A 21,606-nucleotide genomic window follows, 5' to 3' on the forward strand; every position below is an offset into this window, starting at 1 on the left:
GGACACGCGATGGTTGCCCACAAACATCCCAGTGATGTTATCGGTGCAAAAATTGCGATGTGGATGTTCCTATTTACCGAAGTTCTGTTATTCGGCGGTTTATTTATCGCTTATGCCGTTTATCGAGCCAAATATCCGCTGGATTTTCATAATGCCGCAATCGAATTGAATACCGCATTGGGCGGGCTGAACACACTGGTTTTGTTGACCAGTAGCTTGACGGTGGCTGTATCTATCGAAGCATTACAGCGCGGTAATCGCAAGTTGTCCATCTGGATGCTGGTGGTTACGATTGTTTGCGCAGCAACGTTTATTGTCATCAAATATTTCGAATGGGGACACAAATTTCATATCGGGTTGTATCCCGGTTCGGAAGAACTGCTTTCCCACAGCAGTGGTGAATACGTATTTTTCAGCCTTTATTATGTAATGACAGGCTTGCACGGTGTTCACGTTTTGCTGGGTATAGCTGTTTTGGGCACGATGCTCTATTTTATCGCCCGGAAACCCCGCGATCTGGAAAAAATGAATTACGATATTTTAAAGCCGATTCGCGGAAAATCCCGGCTCGCCGTTGTCGATGAACATGGCAAAGAGCTTGGAAATGTGCTCAATATTGATGGCACTACCGAATATATCGAAATCAAAGTGATATCCGAGCCAACTGCGGATAAAATCAATCCGCGCCATATTATCCAGTTGGAAAACTCCGGCTTGTACTGGCACATTGTTGACGTCATCTGGATTTTCCTCTTCCCATTGTTTTATCTTATCACATGATGCTGCAAAAAGGAGAAAAAAAGAATGTCTCAGCACAGTCAACATGAACATCATTCCCCGGGATACGGTGGATATCTGGTCGTTTGGTTTGCATTGGTCGTCCTGACCGGCATAACCGTGGTTGTTGCCGGTGTGCAACTCCATGCGCTGACGGTTCCGGTTGCATTGGGGATTGCCGGCTTTAAAACGATGCTCGTCGTTTTGTACTTCATGCACATTAAATACGAACCGATGCTTTTCAAATTCATGTTAGTGGTTTGTTTGATTACTTACGTGATATTTATCGGTCTGACATTTTCAGATTTCGGCTTCCGACCGGCATAATTAACGAATCGAATTTTGGAGAATAAACATGGGTTTTACAGACACATTCAATGATACTTTTGCATTTGTGTTCTGGGTGTCGGTAGTGTTGATGATTGCGATAACTTTTGCAATGGTGTATTTTATGGTTCGATATCACCATTCCCGCAATCATCAGGCCGAAGACATTCACGGACACTTCGGGCTCGAAGTAACCTGGACAGTCATCCCCACAATTCTGGTTATGGCCATGTTTTATTATGGCTATGTGGGCTACAAAGAAATGGATACAATTCCGGAAGATGCCATGGTTGTGGAAACCACCGGACGCATGTGGTCTTGGGCATTCAAATATGACAATGGCATTGAAACAGACACTCTGGTTGTGCCGCAAGGCAAAGCGGTTCGTCTTAACCTCGGCTCAACGGATGTGATTCACAGCTTCTATATTCCGGCATTCAAAATCAAAAAAGATGTGGTTCCCGGCGTGAATACCACAATGTGGTTTCAACCGGATACTGCTGGAACTTACGATGTTTTTTGCGCAGAATATTGCGGCGACCGGCATTCATATATGCTTACCAAGCTGAAAGTTTTGCCGAAAGCGCAATACGATAATTGGTACAGCACAACAGGTGCACTATTTACCAGCAATAGTTCAGCCAGCGGCAGCGGTGAGATCGGCGGAAATAACAGCGCCCGTGGCGAAATGTTAGTGAAAACAAAGGGTTGCGCTGCCTGCCATACCTTTGACGGCACAACGCTTTTAGCGCCTTCATTAAAAGGTGTTTATGGCAAAACTGAAACCGTGATTACCGACGGTAAAGAACGCACGGTAATAGTTGATGAGGAATACCTTATCCGTTCAATCAAGCAACCGGATGCTGACAAGGTTAAAGGCTTTGATGGCGTTGCTAGTGTTCCGATGACCCAGATCGAACTGTCCGACGAAGAAATTGCAGCAATCATCGATTATCTTAAAGAGTTAAAATGATCCAAACGTATCAAGCTGCCGGTGTGCGCGAGTGGGCCGGCATCGTCATCGAACTGAGTAAAATCCGGATTTCCCAACTGGTCGCGATGTCGACTATTTTGGGTTATATTATGGCGACGGGTGAGTTATCATTGTTTCTCGTTGTTCCGGCGCTGGGCACATTCCTGCTTTCCTGCGGTTCCTCCGCACTCAATCAATTTCAGGAATGGCAATACGACAGCAAAATGCTGCGAACCCGGTATCGCCCGATTCCCTCCGGCCGTATTTCACCGGAAACCGGATTGAAAATCGCAATTGCGCTAATGGTCAGCGGCGCCGTAATTCTGGGGCTGTTTACCAATTTCACCGCATTTGCACTCGGCTTGTTCAACATCTTGTGGTATAATGGCGTTTACACGCCGTTAAAGCGCAAAACCGCGTTCGCTGTTATTCCCGGTTCGTTGATCGGCGCGATTCCGCCGGCGATCGGCTGGGCTGCCAGCGGCAGGGGATTGGAGCACCCACAAATTATGGCGATCGGGCTGTTCTTTTTTATCTGGCAGGTGCCGCATTTCTGGTTACTCATCCTCAATTTAAGCGAAGATTACCAACGCGCAGGTTTCCCGACACTCTCGAATTTGTTCGATCAGCGCCAGATTTCCCGGCTCACATTTATGTGGACACTGGCAACCGCGCTGTCATGTTTGATGATCCCGCTTTTCGGCATCGGGCATTCGGTTGTGTTGCACTGGTTGCTCTATGGCGCGGCGTTTTGGCTGATCTGGATGAGCAGGGAATTATTGAGTAGCAGTGAAAAAAACGGGATGTTTCGCGCCATGTTTATGCGCATCAATATTTACATGTTGGTGGTGATGGTTTTTCTGTCGATCGATCGGCTAATCGTTTGAATTAACTGAAAATATGAAATTGTATCAATCGGAAATTGGCGGTGTGTGAACGAAAAATGCACCCCAGTTTCCGATTTTTTGTTTTATGGACAACCATCGGATTAAATCGACATTTGTTTTTCGAGGGTTTTAATTCGTATATTGCCGGACTAAAAAATTTGACTAAAGTAGCATCCACTTACAGATGGAGAGTTGAATATGGATTTTGATGTAGTGGTGATCGGCTCCGGCCCGGGTGGATATGTCGCAGCCATTCGTGCTTCCCAATTGGGTAAAAAAACAGCCATTATCGAAAAAGCGGATCTTGGCGGCGTTTGCCTGAACTGGGGATGTATCCCGACCAAAGCTTTATTGCGCAGTGCCGAAGTTTATGAGATGATGAAACACGCCAAAGATTACGGCTTAAAAGTCAACGATTACTCGTTCGATTTCGAAAGCATTGTAAAACGCAGCCGCGATGTTGCCGGACGACAGGCAAAAGGCGTTTCATTTTTGATGAAAAAAAATAAAATCGAAACCATTCTCGGTTTCGGTACCCTCAAAGATAAACATACGATTGAAGTAAAAAACAGCGACGGCGAAACCAAAACCGTCACCGCTGAAAACATTATTCTTGCGACCGGCGCGCGTGCACGGCAATTTCCCGGCTTGGAAATTGATGGCGATCGCGTGCTCAGCTATCGCGAAGCGATGGTCATGAAAAAAATGCCCAAATCCATTTTGGTTGTGGGCGCCGGTGCAATCGGCGTTGAATTCGCGTATTTTTTTAACGCGCTCGGTGCGGAAGTGAGCATCATCGAAATGCTGCCGAATATTCTGCCCATCGAAGATGAAGATGTATCCAAAGAACTGGAAAAATCGTTCAAAAAAGCGGGCATAAAAATTCACACCGGCACCAAAGTTGAAAACTTGAAAAAAACCAAAACCAGCGTAACGCTGACAGTCAGCAAAGACGGCAAGTCTGAAGATCTGAAAGCAGAATACGCGTTGATGGCCATCGGTGTTCAGGGTAACATCGAAAATCTGGGATTGGACGCTGCCGGCGTTCAGTTGACCGACAAAAACTGGATCAAAGTAAACGAATATTACCAGACCAGTCAGCCGAATATTTACGCCATCGGCGATATCAACGGTCCGCCGTGGCTGGCGCATGTCGGCTCAAAAGAGGGTATTCTGGCAGCGGAACACCTCGCCGGACATAAGGTAATTCCGATCGATTACAATAATATTCCCGGCTGCACTTATTGCCAGCCGCAGGTTGCCTCGGTCGGTTTAACCGAGAAAAAAGCGCGGGAAGCCGGATACGAACTGAAAATTGGTAAATTCCCGGTTCGCGTGAACGGCAAAGCGCAGGGAATGGGCGAACTCACCGGATTTGTGAAAATAATTTATGACGCCAAATATGGCGAAATTCTCGGTTGCCACATCATCGGGCCGGAAGCGACGGAATTGATCACGGAAGTAACGCTGGCAAAATCCATCGAAGCGACCCATGCGGAAGTGTTGCACACCATACACCCGCACCCGACACTCAGCGAAATTATCGCGGAAGCAACCCACGATGCGCTCGGCGAACCGATTCATTTGTAATTGAAAAATATGAACTTAACGCCTGTTCCCAAAATTGCGGAACAGGCGTTTCTGATATAACAAATATGCAAAAATCCGGCACAAACGAAACAAAACAATCACCGAAAGCGCTCTGGCTGATCGATCTCGGCAACTGCGGATATCGTCAGGTCTGGACGTTTCAGCAGCGGTTGCAGCGGCTGCGGATTGAACAGCGCATTCCCGATGTGCTGATATTTGTGGAACATCCGCCGGTGTACACCATCGGGAAAAACGGCACGGAAAATCATGTGATTGCCCCGTCGCAATTTCTCAATCAACAGGGAATCGAAGTGATTCCGGTTGATCGCGGCGGCGATGTCACTTATCACGGACCGGGACAGTTGGTTGGCTATCCGATTTTCGATTTGCATCAGCACCGAAAAAGCGTATCTTTTTATATGCGCCAGCTTGAGGAAGTGTTTATCGATGTGTTGAAATTGTGGGATATCACCGGCGAGCGCAGCGACGGCTACACGGGTGTCTGGATTCGCAATGAAAAGATAGTGGCGCTGGGTGTCCGGATTTCGCGTTGGGTAACCATGCACGGATTTGCATTTAATATCGATCCAGATTTATCGCATTATAACGGGATCATCCCATGCGGCATTTTCCACATGGGCGTAACGTCGTTGAGTCAACAACTTGGATATTCTGTTGAGCTGCAAGATGTCAAAAAACATGTGGTTACATCATTTCTCAAATTATTCGAATTTGCTGAAGTCCGCAACATTGCGGTCGATAGCGATGCAGTGATGACTGCGCCGGAAGCGGTTGCCGACAGTTTGTGCAGCATGCAGGAAATGCCAAATTTTATAGAACAGGAGAACATGCAATGAAAGTTGATGTGCTAATGCCAAAGCTCGGCGAAAGCATCACGGAAGGCACCGTTGTAAAATGGTGGAAGCAGCCGGGCGACTTCGTGAAAAAAGATGAAACGTTGCTGGAAATTTCCACTGATAAAGTGGATTCTGAAATCCCCAGCCCTTACGAAGGGGTTTTGGTGGAAATAAAAGCATCGGAAAACGATACGGTTGAAGTAGATGGCGTCATCGCCATTATCGATACGGAAGCCAGTGGTGCGGCAGCAAAAACCGACGCCCCGGCAGAGCCGAAAAAAGCAGCAGAAGACCAAAAGCCCAAACCGGCAGAAAAGCCTGTTGAAGCGACAGATTCCTCCAGCAACGGCAAATCTTCCGGCGGCGAGGTTGTCGAAGTGGAGATGCCAAAACTGGGTGAAAGCATCACCGAAGGTTCCATCGTAAAATGGTGGAAACAAGTGGGCGATGCTGTGAAAAAAGATGAAACGCTGCTGGAAATTTCCACGGACAAAGTGGATTCCGAAATTCCCAGCCCGTACGAAGGCACAATTACTGAAATTCTTGCCAAAGAAGGCGATACCGTTCAGGTTGGCAGTGTTATTGCGAAAATCAGCTCCGGTGCATCCGTCGGCAGCGCAGGCAAACCTGCCGCGCCAGCTCCGGAAAAATCGACAGATACCAACGGCGCCAGCCCGGAAGCAGTAACCGAAGCTGCCCAATCGACAGATTCGCGTGATGTTTCGCGGAGCAAAGGCGGGAAGTTTTTCTCACCGTTGGTTCGCAGCATCGCCCGCACCGAAGGTGTTTCGATAGACGAGCTGGAAAATATTTCCGGAACCGGTGTGGACGGACGTGTCACTAAAAAAGATATCCTCAATTATATTGAGTCGGGCAGAACCGTAAGCCGTCCGGCAGCGCCTTCCGCCCCGGAAAAAACCGCGGCACAGCCGAAGGCAGCCCCGGCAAAACCGGCTGCAGCACCGCAACCGGCAGCCGTTCAGCAACCCATGCCGTCGCTGGATGACGTTCAGCAAAAATTCGAAGGCAAACGCGCCGAAGTCCTGCCGATGGACAATATCCGCAAACGCATTGCCGATCACATGGTGATGAGCAAACATACTTCGCCGCACGTTTACGGCGTTGCAGAAGTGGATTTTACCAACGCACTATCGCTGGTGACCAAAAATCGCGAAAGCTGGCAACAGCGCGAAAAAATGAAGCTGACGGTCAACCCGCTGATTTTGTATTCCGTGGCCAAAGCGCTCACCGATTTCCCGGACATCAACGCATCGGTGGAAGGACATAATATTGTAAAATATAATTATTCGAACATCGGGATGGCTGTGGCAACCGATCGCGGATTGCTGGTGCCCGTCCTCAAAAATGCAGATGAAATGAATTTTCGCGGTGTTGCGCGAAATGCATATGATTTGGCGATCCGCACCCGCGACCGCAAACTGAAGCCCGACGAAGTAACTGGCGCAACCTTTACTGTTACCAATTACGGCGTGTTCGGAAACGTGATCGGTTTCCCGATCATCAACCAGCCGAACGTAGCGATTTTGGGTGTTGGTGCCATCAAAAAACGCCCGGTTGTTCTGGAAACCGAACACGGTGATATCATCGCGATTCGCCAGATTGGTTACATGACGCTGTCTTACGATCACCGGATTGTCGATGGCGAACTGGGTGACAAATTCCTGCAGCGCGTTCGTGAATATCTGGAAAACTTCCAGGAAGACTGGCTGTAGCAACTCAAGATAGCACGTTCATCCGACTGATTTTGAAATAAAAAAGGATACAAAATGGAGCGGAAACGCACCCGGCCAGATTGGCTGAAAGTAAAATTTTCCGTTAACGAGAGTTACAAAGACATGCTGGAACTCGTTCGGGAAAACAATTTGCACACAGTTTGCCAGGAAGCCCGTTGCCCGAATCAAAGCGAATGCTGGGGTAAAGGCACCGCAACATTGATGATTTTGGGCGATACCTGCACTCGCTCCTGCGGCTTTTGTGCCGTCAAAACCGGTCGTCCGACGGGATATGACCGGCATGAACCGTATCGCGTGGGGCAGGCTGTTCGATTGATGAATTTGAATCACGTGGTCATCACCTCCGTGAACCGTGATGAGCTGAAAGATCAGGGTTCGGAAGTTTGGGCGGAAACCATTCTGCAAATCCGCAAGCAATCCCCCAAAACATCGGTGGAAGTGCTGATTCCCGATTTTAAAGGCGTTTGGGAACCCCTGAAAACGGTGATCGACGCGCACCCGGATATTCTGGCGCATAACACGGAAACGGTTCCGCGATTGCACCGCCGGGTTCGCCCTCAGGCAAAATACGCCCGTTCGCTGGAAGTGCTCGAAAAATCCAAACATAACGGGATGGTTACCAAAACCGGCATCATGGTTGGACTTGGTGAGACCCGGGAGGAAATTATTGATCTGATGCGCGATCTGGCTGCAATTCAGGTAGATATTTTTACGATCGGACAATATTTGCAACCCACCAAAAGGCACCTTCCGGTGGAGCGTTTTGTGCACCCGGACGAATTTGCCGAATACAAAAAAATCGGTGAGGAATTGGGTATCAAACACGTTGAATCCGGACCGCTGGTGCGCAGTTCCTACCATGCGGAAGAGCAGGTTGAGACGATGCGACAAGGTCCCTGCGGAACGCCCACACCATCGGTTATTTAATTTGCTAAAAAAAGATCAAGCCCTTGCAAACAGTTTTTGTAAGGGCTTTTTCACAGCCTGAAAAACCATTTAATCTCTTGACTATTTCGAATAATTATTGTTAATTGTGCCTGCCGAACAAAAAATCAGTCAGTTTTTTGCCCCCAAATTTCCCTTAGCCGTTTAAGATTTTCAATCTTAATTGGGATTCATCTATTGCTTATAATTTCTGAAAAAAATGTATTACATAAATTAGTCTCTTACAGGTTATACAGAAAAGACGAAAAAGGCTGAATGAAATGAAAGTAGGCGTTCTGAAAGAGACATTTCCTGACGAACGACGGGTAGCTCTTGTTCCTGCCGGTGTAACAATCCTAAAAAAATCTGGTTTGGATGTTGAAGTTGAAGCTGGTTCAGGTAATGCCGCCGGTTTCACCGACGATGAATATCGCGACAAAGGGGCTGAAATTATCGCCGATCGCAACGCGATTTTATCCAATGCGGATATTTTGTTACAGGTGCGCGGATATGGTGCGAATCCCGAATTCGGAAAGAATGATCTCAAAAGCAGCAAGCCCGGTCAAATTGTGATTGGGTTTCAGGAACCGTTAACCGCAAAAGCCGAAATGAGCGCGTATGCAGAGCATAAGCTGACGGTATTTGCAACAGAGTTGGTTCCGCGTATTACCCGCGCTCAAAGTATGGATACGCTGTCTTCGATGGCGAACCTCGCCGGTTACAAAGCTGTGTTGCTGGCTGCAAACTACCTCCCCAAAATTTTTCCGATGATGATGACTGCCGCGGGGACAATTGTCGCTGCAAAAGTTTTGATCGTTGGTGTCGGCGTTGCCGGATTGCAAGCGATTGCTACCGCACGGCGATTGGGTGCGATTGTGCATGCATACGATATTCGTCCTGCTGTAAAAGAGCAGGTGCTGAGCCTCGGCGCCAAATTTGTTGAAATGGAACTGGAAGCCGGCGATGCAGAAACATCTGGCGGATACGCCAAAGCGATGGACGAGGAATTCTATCGCAAACAGCGTGAACTGATGACCAAGGTTGTTTCCGAAAGCGATGTGGTAATTACCACCGCTGCAATCCCCGGTAAAAAAGCACCGATTTTGGTGACGGAAGATATGGTCAAACATATGCATCCGCGATCAGTGATTGTCGATCTCGCTGCCGAGCGTGGCGGAAACTGCGAAATTACAGTTCCGGGCGAAGTCGTTGAAAAACATGGTGTTACGATTGTCGGCACAGCAAACTTGCCATCTGAACTGGCATACAATGCCAGCCAGGCTTACTCCAAAAACCTGACTAATTTTGTTGCACTTTTGGTGAAAAAAGGTGAGTTGGAAATCAACATGGAAGATGAAATTATCGCAGAAAGCATGGTCACTCGCGATGGTGCAATAGTAAATAACAAGGTAAAAGAAGCGCTTCAGCTTTAATAGTATTAGCGATTTACCTCGTATACATTTTGATTAATACGGTAGGAAAGAAATGGACTTAATATCAGCTCTAACGGTTTTTGTTTTGGCGATTTATGTCGGATTCGAAGTCATTACAAAGGTCCCACCAACATTACACACACCGCTGATGTCCGGTTCTAATGCAATTTCGGGCATTACTTTGGTTGGGGCAGTCATTGCAACCGGAGTAATGCTTCATCCGGATGTCGCTTCTACATATATCCTGGGGTATTCGCTGACGAATATTCTTGGATTTCTTGCAGTTGTTTTTGCGACGATAAACGTTGTTGGCGGTTTTATGGTAACCCACCGAATGTTGGAAATGTTCAAAAAGAAGGACTAATTCATGCCAAGTGCATTTATAAACATTACTTACCTTGTCGCTTCGGTCCTGTTTATTATGGGACTTAAAGGTCTGACACACCCTCGTACAGCTGTTCGGGGAAATATTTTGGGCGCTTTTGGGATGGGACTGGCAGTATTGGTCACATTATCTCAAGGAAATTTGAGTTTTGAATTAATTATCGCGGGCATCGTGATCGGTTCGGCTATTGGCGCTGTGCTGGCTGTTAAGATTGAAATGACCGCTATGCCCCAACTCGTTGCTGTATTTAACGGTTTTGGCGGTGGTGCATCGGTTTTGGTTGCCGGTGCGGAACTGGTGAATCCGGAGGCTGCGCCAATTCTGCAATCGTTGGTAGCAATTATGCTATCCGGTTTGATTGGTGCCATTACTTTTTGGGGTAGTTTGGTCGCTTTTGCCAAGCTGCAAGGGGTGGTTGTGCCGGATCAGCCGGTGCGTTATCCCGGTGAGCAAATTGTAAAAGTGCTGCTACTTGTCGGATCGATAGTACTTAGCGTAATCGTCGTTATGGATCCCAGCGCAGTTAATATGTATTGGATCATGGTGGCAATTGCTTCCGTTCTTGGCGTATTGCTGGTAATTGCCATCGGCGGAGCCGATATGCCTGTGGTTGTTGCTTTGTTGAACTCGTATTCCGGTTTGGCTGCGGCTGCTACCGGCTTTGTGCTTTCCAATAGTGTGTTAATTATTGCCGGATCTTTGGTTGGAGCATCTGGATTGATCCTTACAAATATCATGTGCAAAGCAATGAACCGCTCATTAACAAATGTGTTGTTTGGCGGTTTTGGTGCGGTCTCCCAAGTTTCCAAAGGCGACGATATTTACGGCGGTAAAGTAAAATCGACATCTCCCGAAGAATTGGCAATGCTATTAGAGACAGCCAGTCGAGTGGTTGTCGTTCCGGGATATGGTATGGCTGTTGCTCAAGCTCAGCATGCCGTTCGAGATCTGTTCAATTTTCTTGAATCGAAAGACATTTCCTGTGAATTTGCAATTCACCCGGTTGCTGGTCGTATGCCCGGACACATGAATGTGCTGTTAGCTGAAGCGGATATTCCATATGACAAGCTGGTTGAGATGGACGATATTAATCCAACCATGCAACAGGTCGATGTTGCCATTGTGCTCGGCGCAAATGATGTGGTCAATCCGCTGGCAAAAACAGATCCGACAAGTCCGATCGCCGGAATGCCAATTATCGATGTTGATAAAGCGAGAACTGCTGTTATTATCAAACGTAGTTTGAGCGCCGGTTTTGCCGGAATTCCTAATCCGCTTTTTGCCGCAGACAATGCATTAATGTTGTTTGGGGATGGAAAAAAAGTAATTCAGGAATTAGTGAGTGCTTTAAAGGAAAATGCATAAGTCAGCTTTATAGATGTCACAGCTCTCACCTGATCTGATATTGGAAAATATCCGGGATCAATTTTGCTACCCATAGCAGGTAAAAAAATCAGGAATTATTCCTGATTTTGAAGAAAAATTACTTGACTAAATGGCAATTTATTGCTAATGTTGGAATTGTCTTTTGGAAAAAATTCACAAGAAATGCTGATATTTTCTTGGATATAAATGTTCTTTAATGCCTACTGGCAAATCAACTCTTAAGGAGCAGTTTGTATGAACTTATTTGATTCTTTACTATCCGTGCCCCGAGCGGATCATTTACAGATTGCCAAATATATTGTTATCGTAATGTCGCTGTTGTTCATTCCTTATATAAGCATTTTATTTGGAACAACCCTGTTTTCACTGGGGTTCAGCGTTCGCGGTAAATTCGAAGAAAACAGCCTGTTTACAAAATTTTCCAAAGATTTGGTTGACAAGCTTTTTGGCAATTGGGCAACTGCTTTGGTTATGGGTGTCTTTCCTGTTGTAACAATGTTAATCAGTTTCAGCCAAATGCTCTATGGGACTACTGCAAATGTTAGCCAATACTTTTTAGTATTGCTAATTAATGTTGCCGTAGCGGTATTAATAACGTTTCTCTATCGCAAAAGTTTCGTAAATCGTGAGAAGTCGTTTTTAGTGCATGTTTTGCTGGGATTGGCTGCATTGGGCGGATTGAAAGCCACATTTTTCATATTTTCCAGCACTTTGTCTCTAGTTTTGTTCCCAGAAAGATGGAGCCTTATTCAATCGGTTGTGCCGTTAACGTTTGACTGGATCGTGGTTGCAAGATTTTCCCATTTTATGATGGCGGCTTTAGCTATGACGGGAGCAGCAATCTTGTTTTTCTTCTTCAACTGGATGGGCGGCAAAAAAGACATGAACACTGAATATAGCGATTATGTCCGCAAATTTGGCGGCGGAATTGCACTCGGAATGTCAATTGTGTCAACAATTTTTCTGCTCTGGTATTTTATTACGCTTCCGGTTATGGCGAAATCGTATGGTGTTTTTATCAGCGGGATGATTGGTGTTATCGTTCTGTTGATCGTTTGTTATTACGCTTATGCATTACTACGTGATGCGCAGGTTAAACATGGAAAATCCGTGTTTGGCTTTTTTATGCTCTTTTTCCTGATCGTATTGATAAACGACAATATTGCCAGAGAAAATTCACTCCACTACCAGAACTACGCGCTTAACATTCTTCATCTCGAAAAAATGCAACAAATAGAAAATGACCGTGCAGAGCGCGGTGGGGCAGAAGCATCCATTGAGCTTGGACAGCAAATTTACAATTCCAAATGCGTCGCTTGTCATCAGTTTGAACAACGCGTGGTTGGACCGCCTTATATTTCCGTTCTTCCAAAATATGAAGGTGATATGGAAAAATTGAAGCAGTTTATTCTGAATCCTGTAAAAGTAAATGCGGATTACATTGCAATGCCCAATCAGGGACTCAAGCCTCATGAAGCGGAATCTGCTGCGATGTTCTTGATGAAGGAATACGAAGAGAAATACAAAAATCAATAACAATGAACACTAAAAAAACCATAGATAGCAGGAGTTAAATATGCGGTTTGTCGTACCAATATTATTAACCCTTGTGTTTAGCGTTTTTGTACTGGCGATTCTGGGAATGACCACGTTTTGGGTAGAATGGCAAAAACCGGATCCGCAGCCGATTGCTTATCCTCACGATTTTCACGCAGGATCTGCAATAACGACGCTAAGCGACGGCAAAGTGGCTGCCGGTTTGGGTTTACAATGCACCCATTGCCATCAATATGTGGATAAATCGCGATTCGCGACGATTCCGGCGGTATCAATCTGCGCAGAATGTCACACAAAATTGCCACCAAGGACTGATGAGTTGCAAAAACTGAAAGCCTACCTTGATAACAACGAACCGATCGTTTGGCAGCGAATCCACAGTGTTCCCAAACATGTTTACTTTTCTCATAAAAGGCATGTGAAATATTATGCCGACGAAAAGGGTATGGAAGTCGGGAACGGTGAAATTTGCGCCAAATGCCATGGTAATATGCAGGTTGTAAAAGAAGTTAAACAGGTTACTACATTAAGAATGGGATTTTGCGTTTCTTGCCATCGAGCAGAAAATGCTCCGCAGGATTGTTGGACTTGTCATAAGTAATTTTGAGACCACCTGGAGGAATAGCTCTAATGAAGAGAAGAGATTTTTTGAAATTTATCGGGATGGCATCAAGCGCAACGGTTTTAACATCCTGTGGTGTGGAAAAGAGCACCGAAAAGATTATTCCGTTGCTGGTTCCTCATACGGAACCGGATTACCTCCCCGGTGAACCCATGTTTCGCAATTCTGTCTGTACTGAGTGTAGTGCGGGTTGCGGAGCCGAAGTTCGTTTGGTAGAATTCAATGCTGTAAAATTGGATGGCATTAAAGGGCATCCATTAAATGATGGTGCGCTGTGTTTGCGCGGACAGTCTTCGCTGATGCGTTTATACCATCCGGAACGATTGAAAACACCCATGCTCCAGAAAAGAAATATGACGGAATTGGAGCGGATGCAAGGATCAGCCTTTGAAGTTGTAACTTGGGCCAAAGCATATGAAGTAATTGCTGAGCAACTGAATCAGTCCAACAATAGCGGCAAACAAAATGTTTATCTCTCCGGTAAAGTATCCGGTTCCACCGCCGCGTTGCTTTCTGATTTTATGAATGCTACTGGAACGGCTCATGTTTCGTATGAAACATATACCCACGCAAATTTGCGAAAAGCGAATGAAGTCGTTTTCGGTAGAAATGAAATCCCGGCTTACCAGATCGATAAATCAGATTTATTGATTTCCATCGGTGCCGATATGATCGAAACATTTGTCAATCCGGTCAGCAATTCCGTTCAACTGGAAAAAGCCCGCAAAAATAATAACTTGAAATGGATGCACATCGAACCGCATGCATCACTTTCCGGTTTCAAGGCAAATCATACGCTAAAGGTAAAGCCGGGTAGTGAAGGATATTTACTGGCGTTTCTGTTGGGTAATTTTAGCGGCGGAAATGCGTTACCGGCTGGCATTGCAGAACAATTGCCATCGGTAAATGCTGGCAAAGCAACGCAGGAAACCGGATTATCCGCAGATCAACTAAACGAAATTGTTAGTGCAATGCGTAATGCCCGTAACCCGTTATTGGTTGTTGGTGGCGTTTCTACCGAACAACCGGGCGGGTTATCTGTTGCATTGTTGGCTACATTGCTTCAGGCTGCATCCGGTATGATTAATAATACCATCGATTTTTCTCACAGCGTTGCCAATACCGCCGGAACTGCCAAAGATCTTGAAAATCTCGCACGTCAATTGAAAGCAAATCAGGTTGGGGTGCTGTTCGTTTCAAATACAGATCCAATGAGCAATGCACCGGCAAGTACTGGAATCGCTGAAGCAATCTCAAATGCTGGTTTCAGGGTGGCGTTCAGTGATTTTATGAATGAAACGACCAAAAATTGTGATCTCGTTTTGCCGCTATCCCATACGTTCGAAACCTGGCAGGATATCGAAGTTCGACAAGGTTTAACGGCGTTTAGTAAGCCGGTCTTGAAAGAAAAATTGTTTGATACACGTAGCGAAGGCGAAGCCTTATTTGAGCTTTCCCAAAAAATAAAAGGCGGCGAAACAACAGCAACCTACGCAGACTGGATTCAGCAACGATGGTCTACCCGTTTTGGCGCAGAAAATGTGGAAGGTGTTTTGCAAGCTGGATTTAGCTACGATAAAACCAACACTGTTTCTGTTGCAGTACAGCGAAATGCTGTGATTTCCGCGATGGCATCTTTAAAAATGGCGAGCGCGGTCAGTGGTGCAACTGCATATGTGATGCCCTCGATTCGTGCGTTTGATGGTCGCAGCAGCGTGTTGCCGCTGGCATATGAAATCCCCGATCCACTGACGACAATCAGCTATGGACAGTGGATTTCGATGTCGAAAGAAGATGCGGAAGAGATGAATATTCACGATACAGATCTGGTCATCAAAATGCGCGATGTCCTGACTGTTTCATCAAATGGCGCTTCCAAAGATTTTGCGAACTTTGTTCAACCCGGATTGCAAAAAAATGTGTTCACATTGCAGCGCGATCAGGTTGGAGCAGACATGCTCACCTTTGATACCGAAACAGGTGAATGCATTTCCCGGCTTGATGGCGTTCAGATCAGTAATGCCGGCACCAAACGGTCACTGTCGATCATGGCAGGTTCCATGGAGCAAGGTCACAGAAATATTGTTCGGGAAGAACATCCTCATGAAATTCCATGGTTGAAAGGCGATGAAACGCTCTATCCGGATATGAATGAGTATTATCCGACCTATCGATGGGGAATTTCAGTTGACATGGAATCCTGCATCGGCTGTTCTGCATGTGTTGCCGCATGTTATATCGAAAACAACATTCCGGTAGTTGGCGAGAGCGAGCATCTCAAAGGACGCGAAATGTCCTGGTTGCGTATCCAGCCGTATTATTTTGAAGACGGCTCAATGGATACATTGGTTATGATGTGCCAGCAGTGCGATTATGCACCCTGTGAAAACGTCTGCCCTGTATATGCAACCTATCATAACGAAGAAGGGTTGAACGTGATGGTTTATAACCGCTGCGTGGGTACCCGCTATTGCCACAACAACTGCCCGTATAAAGTTCGTCGCTTTAATTGGTTCGATTGGACTGATCAAGGTGCATGGGCAGAGCCGATGACCCGAATGGTAAACCCGGATGTTTGGGTTCGCCCGAAAGGGGTTATGGAAAAATGCACGTTCTGTGTTCAACGGATTCGCCGTGGAAAAGATCGTGCAAAAGATGAAGGCCGGACCGTTCGCGACGGTGAAATTCGCACCGCCTGCCAGGATGCCTGTCCGACAGATGCCATCACGTTTGGTAATATGAAAGATGAAAACGCAATGGTTTACAAAAAATCGCAATCCAATCGAAAGTTCCGTGTGCTGGAAGTATTGGGCGTTGGTCCCGCAGTGCACTACTTGCGCAAGGAGGAACAAGCATGAGTTCTTATGTAAATGCTCCGGGTGATGCCAGCGGCACTCGCGAGCAAGAATATTACGCATTCAACTACAAGGAGCAGATGGAACGGGATGTTTTTGCCGCAATCGGCAAGCCCAAACCGCTGTTCTGGCTGGCATTATTGATTGCACTTACCTGCGTGGGTATCGGAGCCGTTTGTTGGGCGATTCAGATCAGCAATGGTCTTGGGGAAGCCGGGATTATGAATCCGGTGGGTTGGGGTGTTTATATTACAGACTTTGTGTTTTGGGTCGGTATTGCACACTCCGGAACATTGATTTCTGCAATTCTCTTTTTGTTCCGGGCTAAATTTCGGAATCGTTTCAATCGAACAGCAGAAGCCATGACCGTATTTGCAGTGTTAACTGCAGGGCTTTTTCCGCTAATCCACCTTGGACGGGTTTGGTTCGGGTATTGGCTGTTTCCATATCCCAACCAGCGCTACCTTTGGGTTAACTTTAAATCACCGTTGGTTTGGGACGTGTTCGCAGTTAGCACTTATTTGACGGTGTCGGTAGTTTTCTGGTATATCGGGTTAGTGCCGGATTTGGCAATTGCCCGCCGAATAAAATCCGGTGTCATTCAGAAAAAACTTTATGGCATTTTCTCGCTCGGTTGGACAGGCACTTATAATGAGTGGAAACATTACAATCAGCTTTACAAATTTCTTGCAGCACTTGCTACGCCACTGGTGCTTTCAGTTCACTCCGTCGTGTCCTGGGACTTTGCGATGGGCGTTGTTTACGGTTGGCACACCACAATTTTTGCACCGTATTTTGTTGCCGGTGCAATCTTTTCCGGGTGTGCGATGGTAATCACCCTGATGGTTCCAATGCGTAAAATTTTCAGCCTTGAAAAATATATTACGGTTGATGATTTTGAGAAACTGGCAAAATTACTCATGCTAACCGGTTTGATTGTTTCATATGCATATATTGTGGAATTGGCCTTAGCAATTTACAGCGGCAACGTTTTCGAGTATGAACAATTTGTGTATCGACTTACCGGCGACTATGCATGGGCATACTGGACAATGATATTGTGTAACGTTATTTCGCCGCTTAGCTTGTTTGTAACGCGCTTGCGCCGTAGCTTAATCTATCTCTGGATCTTATCAATACCAATTAATATTGGTATGTGGTTCGAGCGATTCAACATCATCGTTATTTCGTTGGCAAAAGATTTTGATCCTTATAATTTTGGAATATACTCTCCCTCTATGATTGAATGGGGAATCACTATCGGTAGCTTTGGCTGGTTTTTTATGTGGTTCCTGATGTTCACTAAAACCATACCTGTTCTTCCTGTCACAGAATTGAAGGAGGAGGTCGAATAATGGAATTTAAATTTAAAGACAAATCGGAATTTCTGAGCAAACTGGAAGAGCTGCTGAAAAAAGGGTTAACACCAAAGCAAATGAGTTTGGTGATGCCTCACCCGGATCACGATATTGAACATCTGGTTGAGCATTATTGGAAGCCTAGCAAATTGAAATTTTTCACGCTCGCCGGTGGTTTAACAGGTTGCCTAAGCGGATACGCGCTTACGATCTGGACATCTTATGACTGGCAACTCGTGACCGGTGGTAAGCCATTCGCATCCATCCCGGCATATACCGTCATCGCATTCGAATTAACAATTTTGTTGGGTGCGTTGGCTTCCTTTGCAGGATTGCTTTTGATGGGGCGTTTGCCGCGATTCAGCAAAATGCTGACTCCCGACAATTATGGAAATGAATACGTAATAATTCTAAATGAGGATAAGTAGTGGGCATGAATTCAAAAGTATTACTGGCATTTGTTTTAGGTGCGGTTGCCCTCGGGGTCTTTGAATTTTTTACTCACGGTGGTTCCCTGCTCTATTGTTTGATGTTTTTTGTGGCAGTATCCCAAGGCCCCATTACGATTATGGCAGCAGCGGATATTGTTAGTGCAAAATGGCATCATCCTTACAAATCTGTGATGTTCTCAATGCGGCACATGAATCTGTTCTTGGCAATTGCCTTTGCAATTTTTTTCGGAATCAGTATGTCAAATGGCAGTTTTGAAGAGATATTTGTCAATTGGATGCACGGACACCAAACCGCATGGCTGAATCCCGAGTTCTTCGGTATTCGGAATGTTGTTCTATTGTTACTGGCATGGCTGGTATCCAATAAATTTGCCAAAACATCGTTAACAAATGGCAAAGGACGCACTCCATGGGCTTTAGCTTGGGTGTTTACTTTTGTGATCGGTCAAACCATTTATGCGTTTGATTGGGTGATGTCTTTACAATACCCGTGGATTAGCACGTTGTTTGGCGCATATTTCTTTGTGGAAGCATTCTACTCTGGACTGGCTTTGGCAGCTGTATTCACTTTCTTTAAATATCAACATTTTATTGAAAATTATTCCGAAAAATCATTTAAAAAATCTCAAATGGATATGATGACCCTGTTTTTCGGATTCAGTGTTTTTTGGGCATATCAGTTCTTCTCACAATATATTGTGATTTGGTATGGCAATATCCCCGAAGAAGTTGCTTTCATCAAACAACGTTTGGATATGTTTTCCGGATTGCTGTATATGGTGATTGTGATCATGTTTGTGATCCCGTTCATCACTTTATTATTCCGCAGCAACAAAAGTAACCCCAAATTTGTAATGGGAATCGGGTTTCTTGTGTGGTCCGGAATTTTACTGGAACGTGTGTTTATGTTGGCACCACACGCTGATCTGAATCCTGTTATTACACTGGTGGAATTTTTGATAATGAGCGGTGTCTTTTACTGGGTAATCAAAAACCAGAACGATCCATTGCCTCAGTCTGTAAACTCTTAATTTACAATAGATTATGTGTTTAAATTAAGCCCGATCACCTGTGGTCGGGCTTTTTTTAATTTGGAGGAAAAATGCGATCCGAAAAACTTGTTTTTACGAATGCCAAAGGCCAGCAACTGGCGGCACGGCTGGATTTTCCGGTAACCCGGAAACCTGGTGCATACGCGTTATTTGCACATTGTTTTACCTGTTCCAAAAATTTGAATGCCGTTCGCAATATTAATCGTGCGTTAACAGCGCAGGGGATTGCGGTTTTGCGCTTCGATTTTACCGGGTTGGGGGAAAGCGAAGGCGATTTTGCCAACACCAATTTCTCATCAAATATTGATGATTTGTTGAGCGCAGCCGAATTTCTTGCAAAAGAGTACGAAGGTCCGCAAATTCTGATCGGGCACTCACTCGGTGGTGCTGCCGTGTTGCAAGCCGCTGCCGAAATCCCATCCTGCAAAGCGGTTGTAACCATTGGTGCACCGTGCGATCCTGCCCATGTTTTGCAATTGCTCAATGATGCTCGGGAAACAATCGAAGCATCCGGCGAAGCCGAGGTTGAACTTGCCGGACGTCAATTCAAGATAAAAAAGCAATTTCTTGACGATCTGGAAACTACCCGAATGAAAGAAAAAATTGCAAAGCTCAAAAAAGCACTGCTGATTTTTCATTCGCCGATGGATAATACTGTCGGTATCGAAAATGCACGACATATTTACGAAACAGCCAAACACCCCAAAAGCTTTATAACATTGAGCAATGCGGATCATTTATTAACTAAAGAAGAAGATTCCTGCTATGTTGGTGATGTGATCACTGCTTGGGCGAAACGCTATATCACATTAGAGCATACTGTAGAGTTGCTCGGCGAAGAACGCGGTACCGTGGTTGTACGAACCGGGCGTGACCACTATTACACTGAAATTTTGGCAAATGGACACCCGATAGTTGCTGATGAACCGGAAAAACTGGGTGGCACGAATTTGGGTGCTGCTCCATACGATTTGCTTTCCGCTGCGTTGGGTGCCTGCACAACAATTACAGTGCGAATGTATGCGGATCGCAAAGAATGGCCGATGGAATCTATCACTGTGCGGATCAACCATCGCAAAGTTGATGCAAAAGATTGCGATGAATGCCACAGCGAAACCGGAAAAGTGGATATCTTTGACCGCGAGCTCGAAATTATTGGTGATTTGAGTGAGGAGCAACGCGCGCGGTTATTCGAAATTGCCGATCGGTGTCCGGTTCACCGCAGCCTGCATGGCGAAACGCTGGTTCGCAGCAAATTGAAGTCCGTCGATTGACAATTTGCACATTTTTGCGCAACGAATTTAAATTTTGCGAAAACCATTAATATAGAATTGCTAAGTTCAATATTAACAGATAATAAGCTGTCATTAATATGTTTATGTTCCCCAACCGTTTTAATTGACCGGAGTTAAAATGTTGGGGAATTTTTTTAACCAAAAATCTAACGTAATGCTGTTCTAAAGTATTGTAATTATTGAAATAAGACATCAAACAACATCTGTTTTACAATCCCGTTAGTCAGGATATTAATAATTGTGTAGATGACATTTGGCAATCTGTAAATCGCTGCAATCCCTTTATTAGCATATACGTTATGTGAAAATGGAGATGACATGCGGTTGTTGCAATTAATGATTTTTCTACAGATGTGGTCAATTGCCATCCATGCCGCCAATTGCGATTTGCGGCTGTTGATCCATAACATTGATGACCAGAACATAACTGTCGAATTTCAGGCAAAATCCCCTGAGGGAATCGGATCGGGAAATTTGGTGATCCGGTTTAACCCGTTGGCAATTACTGCACCCACATTACTCAAACACCAGTTTCCATCTGCGAATTTTTACCCACCACAATTAACACAGCCGTATGGCAAAAGCAGTTTGTCGCTCAATATCGAACGCCGGGAAAATAGTTCAGGATTGTTATTTTCTGATGATTTCCAAACGGTGGCTACTGTTCGGTTTCAAAAAATAAAAGAGGGCGAAGCGTTCAATTTTGAATGGATAAATAGCGTTGATCTACCAAATTCAAGCATTGTTTTTGATAGCTATGATAATGAAAAACAAGAGGTTGTGAGCTTGCAGATTTTCGATGTTGAAAATATCACTCCAACTCAACTTCCGGAAAATTTTGTTTTGCTGGACAACTACCCAAATCCATTCAACCCAGAAACGACCATTCGATTTTATGTGCCGGAAAACCAACAGTTAACAAAGCTTGAACTCAATGTTTTTAATAGCCTTGGCGCACAAGTTCGCAATTTGGTGGTCGATTATTTTACCGGTGGTTTTCACGAAATTCGTTGGAACAGTACGGATAATGCCGGAAATCAGGTTGCATCCGGGATGTATTTGCTTGTTTTGAAAACGCCTTCGGGTATCAAAACCCGAAAACTGCTGCTGGTAAAATAAAAT

General features: G+C 45.3%; 19 protein-coding genes. All 19 read left to right on the forward strand.

The genetic code is table 11. The features are described from left to right. Positions 1–9: 9 nt before the first annotated feature. The 19 genes from H6629_22610 to H6629_22700 all read left to right on the forward strand — a co-directional run bounded on the left by H6629_22610 (position 10) and on the right by H6629_22700 (position 21,603). The gene (locus H6629_22610; GenBank protein MCB9070577.1) at positions 10–780 is read left to right on the forward strand and encodes a cytochrome c oxidase subunit 3 family protein; all 771 of its coding nucleotides are present in this window, start codon (positions 10–12) and stop codon (positions 778–780) included. 24 nt (positions 781–804) lie between these two features. After that, on the forward strand, positions 805–1,104 hold the full coding sequence (locus H6629_22615; protein MCB9070578.1) for a cytochrome C oxidase subunit IV family protein: 300 nt from the start codon (positions 805–807) through the stop codon (positions 1,102–1,104). A gap of 28 nt (positions 1,105–1,132) precedes the next feature. Further along, positions 1,133–2,077, forward strand: a complete 945-nt coding sequence (coxB, locus tag H6629_22620) for a cytochrome c oxidase subunit II (GenBank protein ID MCB9070579.1) — start codon at positions 1,133–1,135, stop codon at positions 2,075–2,077. Continuing rightward, positions 2,074–2,964 carry a protoheme IX farnesyltransferase gene (locus tag H6629_22625; GenBank protein ID MCB9070580.1) on the forward strand — a complete coding sequence of 297 codons (891 nt, stop codon included), beginning with the start codon at positions 2,074–2,076 and terminating at the stop codon, positions 2,962–2,964. The genes coxB and H6629_22625 overlap by 4 nt, the downstream gene beginning before the upstream one ends. A gap of 198 nt (positions 2,965–3,162) precedes the next feature. Beyond that, positions 3,163–4,554 carry a dihydrolipoyl dehydrogenase gene (lpdA, locus tag H6629_22630; protein ID MCB9070581.1) on the forward strand — a complete coding sequence of 464 codons (1,392 nt, stop codon included), beginning with the start codon at positions 3,163–3,165 and terminating at the stop codon, positions 4,552–4,554. Between the two features lie 65 nt (positions 4,555–4,619). Further along, positions 4,620–5,411 (forward strand): lipoyl(octanoyl) transferase LipB, encoded by a 792-nt coding sequence (lipB, locus tag H6629_22635; GenBank protein ID MCB9070582.1) that lies wholly within the window; start codon positions 4,620–4,622, stop codon positions 5,409–5,411. Beyond that, the gene (gene sucB, locus H6629_22640) at positions 5,408–7,144 is read left to right on the forward strand and encodes a 2-oxoglutarate dehydrogenase, E2 component, dihydrolipoamide succinyltransferase (protein ID MCB9070583.1); all 1,737 of its coding nucleotides are present in this window, start codon (positions 5,408–5,410) and stop codon (positions 7,142–7,144) included. The genes lipB and sucB overlap by 4 nt, the downstream gene beginning before the upstream one ends. Before the next feature lie 54 nt (positions 7,145–7,198). After that, a complete protein-coding gene (lipA, locus tag H6629_22645; protein ID MCB9070584.1) occupies positions 7,199–8,092 on the forward strand; it encodes a lipoyl synthase in 894 nt (297 codons plus the stop codon). A gap of 278 nt (positions 8,093–8,370) precedes the next feature. After that, positions 8,371–9,522, forward strand: a complete 1,152-nt coding sequence (locus H6629_22650; protein MCB9070585.1) for a Re/Si-specific NAD(P)(+) transhydrogenase subunit alpha — start codon at positions 8,371–8,373, stop codon at positions 9,520–9,522. 52 nt (positions 9,523–9,574) lie between these two features. Continuing rightward, positions 9,575–9,886, forward strand: a complete 312-nt coding sequence (locus tag H6629_22655; GenBank protein MCB9070586.1) for an NAD(P) transhydrogenase subunit alpha — start codon at positions 9,575–9,577, stop codon at positions 9,884–9,886. Positions 9,887–9,889: 3 nt separating this feature from the next. Continuing rightward, on the forward strand, positions 9,890–11,272 hold the full coding sequence (locus tag H6629_22660) for an NAD(P)(+) transhydrogenase (Re/Si-specific) subunit beta (protein MCB9070587.1): 1,383 nt from the start codon (positions 9,890–9,892) through the stop codon (positions 11,270–11,272). A gap of 255 nt (positions 11,273–11,527) precedes the next feature. Further along, entirely contained in the window at positions 11,528–12,829 is a 1,302-nt protein-coding gene (locus H6629_22665; GenBank protein MCB9070588.1) for a hypothetical protein, read from the forward strand. A 40-nt stretch (positions 12,830–12,869) separates the two neighbouring features. Next, positions 12,870–13,451: a cytochrome c3 family protein gene (locus tag H6629_22670; protein ID MCB9070589.1), complete on the forward strand. Its 582-nt coding sequence runs from the start codon at positions 12,870–12,872 to the stop codon at positions 13,449–13,451. Between the two features lie 29 nt (positions 13,452–13,480). After that, on the forward strand, positions 13,481–16,330 hold the full coding sequence (locus H6629_22675; protein ID MCB9070590.1) for a molybdopterin-dependent oxidoreductase: 2,850 nt from the start codon (positions 13,481–13,483) through the stop codon (positions 16,328–16,330). Beyond that, positions 16,327–17,682 (forward strand): polysulfide reductase NrfD, encoded by a 1,356-nt coding sequence (nrfD, locus tag H6629_22680; GenBank protein MCB9070591.1) that lies wholly within the window; start codon positions 16,327–16,329, stop codon positions 17,680–17,682. The genes H6629_22675 and nrfD overlap by 4 nt, the downstream gene beginning before the upstream one ends. Next, the gene (locus tag H6629_22685; protein ID MCB9070592.1) at positions 17,682–18,113 is read left to right on the forward strand and encodes a DUF3341 domain-containing protein; all 432 of its coding nucleotides are present in this window, start codon (positions 17,682–17,684) and stop codon (positions 18,111–18,113) included. Before nrfD ends, H6629_22685 begins: the two co-directional genes overlap by 1 nt. After that, positions 18,113–19,168, forward strand: a complete 1,056-nt coding sequence (locus H6629_22690) for a hypothetical protein (GenBank protein ID MCB9070593.1) — start codon at positions 18,113–18,115, stop codon at positions 19,166–19,168. The genes H6629_22685 and H6629_22690 overlap by 1 nt, the downstream gene beginning before the upstream one ends. Positions 19,169–19,239: 71 nt before the next feature. Next, on the forward strand, positions 19,240–20,463 hold the full coding sequence (locus tag H6629_22695) for an alpha/beta fold hydrolase (GenBank protein ID MCB9070594.1): 1,224 nt from the start codon (positions 19,240–19,242) through the stop codon (positions 20,461–20,463). A gap of 357 nt (positions 20,464–20,820) precedes the next feature. Further along, the gene (locus H6629_22700) at positions 20,821–21,603 is read left to right on the forward strand and encodes a T9SS type A sorting domain-containing protein (GenBank protein MCB9070595.1); all 783 of its coding nucleotides are present in this window, start codon (positions 20,821–20,823) and stop codon (positions 21,601–21,603) included. The last annotated feature ends 3 nt before the right edge of the window (positions 21,604–21,606 follow it).

The sequence above is a fragment of the Calditrichia bacterium genome, from assembly GCA_020634975.1.
In the GTDB taxonomy this organism is placed as follows: domain Bacteria; phylum Calditrichota; class Calditrichia; order RBG-13-44-9; family J075; genus JACKAQ01.

Coding starts and splice junctions, on each gene's coding strand:
- H6629_22610 (MCB9070577.1), top strand. CDS start 10: ATGGTTGCCCACAAACATCCCAGTGATGTTATCGGTGCAAAAATTGCG.
- H6629_22615 (MCB9070578.1), top strand. CDS start 805: ATGTCTCAGCACAGTCAACATGAACATCATTCCCCGGGATACGGTGGA.
- coxB (MCB9070579.1), top strand. CDS start 1,133: ATGGGTTTTACAGACACATTCAATGATACTTTTGCATTTGTGTTCTGG.
- H6629_22625 (MCB9070580.1), top strand. CDS start 2,074: ATGATCCAAACGTATCAAGCTGCCGGTGTGCGCGAGTGGGCCGGCATC.
- lpdA (MCB9070581.1), top strand. CDS start 3,163: ATGGATTTTGATGTAGTGGTGATCGGCTCCGGCCCGGGTGGATATGTC.
- lipB (MCB9070582.1), top strand. CDS start 4,620: ATGCAAAAATCCGGCACAAACGAAACAAAACAATCACCGAAAGCGCTC.
- sucB (MCB9070583.1), top strand. CDS start 5,408: ATGAAAGTTGATGTGCTAATGCCAAAGCTCGGCGAAAGCATCACGGAA.
- lipA (MCB9070584.1), top strand. CDS start 7,199: ATGGAGCGGAAACGCACCCGGCCAGATTGGCTGAAAGTAAAATTTTCC.
- H6629_22650 (MCB9070585.1), top strand. CDS start 8,371: ATGAAAGTAGGCGTTCTGAAAGAGACATTTCCTGACGAACGACGGGTA.
- H6629_22655 (MCB9070586.1), top strand. CDS start 9,575: ATGGACTTAATATCAGCTCTAACGGTTTTTGTTTTGGCGATTTATGTC.
- H6629_22660 (MCB9070587.1), top strand. CDS start 9,890: ATGCCAAGTGCATTTATAAACATTACTTACCTTGTCGCTTCGGTCCTG.
- H6629_22665 (MCB9070588.1), top strand. CDS start 11,528: ATGAACTTATTTGATTCTTTACTATCCGTGCCCCGAGCGGATCATTTA.
- H6629_22670 (MCB9070589.1), top strand. CDS start 12,870: ATGCGGTTTGTCGTACCAATATTATTAACCCTTGTGTTTAGCGTTTTT.
- H6629_22675 (MCB9070590.1), top strand. CDS start 13,481: ATGAAGAGAAGAGATTTTTTGAAATTTATCGGGATGGCATCAAGCGCA.
- nrfD (MCB9070591.1), top strand. CDS start 16,327: ATGAGTTCTTATGTAAATGCTCCGGGTGATGCCAGCGGCACTCGCGAG.
- H6629_22685 (MCB9070592.1), top strand. CDS start 17,682: ATGGAATTTAAATTTAAAGACAAATCGGAATTTCTGAGCAAACTGGAA.
- H6629_22695 (MCB9070594.1), top strand. CDS start 19,240: ATGCGATCCGAAAAACTTGTTTTTACGAATGCCAAAGGCCAGCAACTG.
- H6629_22700 (MCB9070595.1), top strand. CDS start 20,821: ATGATTTTTCTACAGATGTGGTCAATTGCCATCCATGCCGCCAATTGC.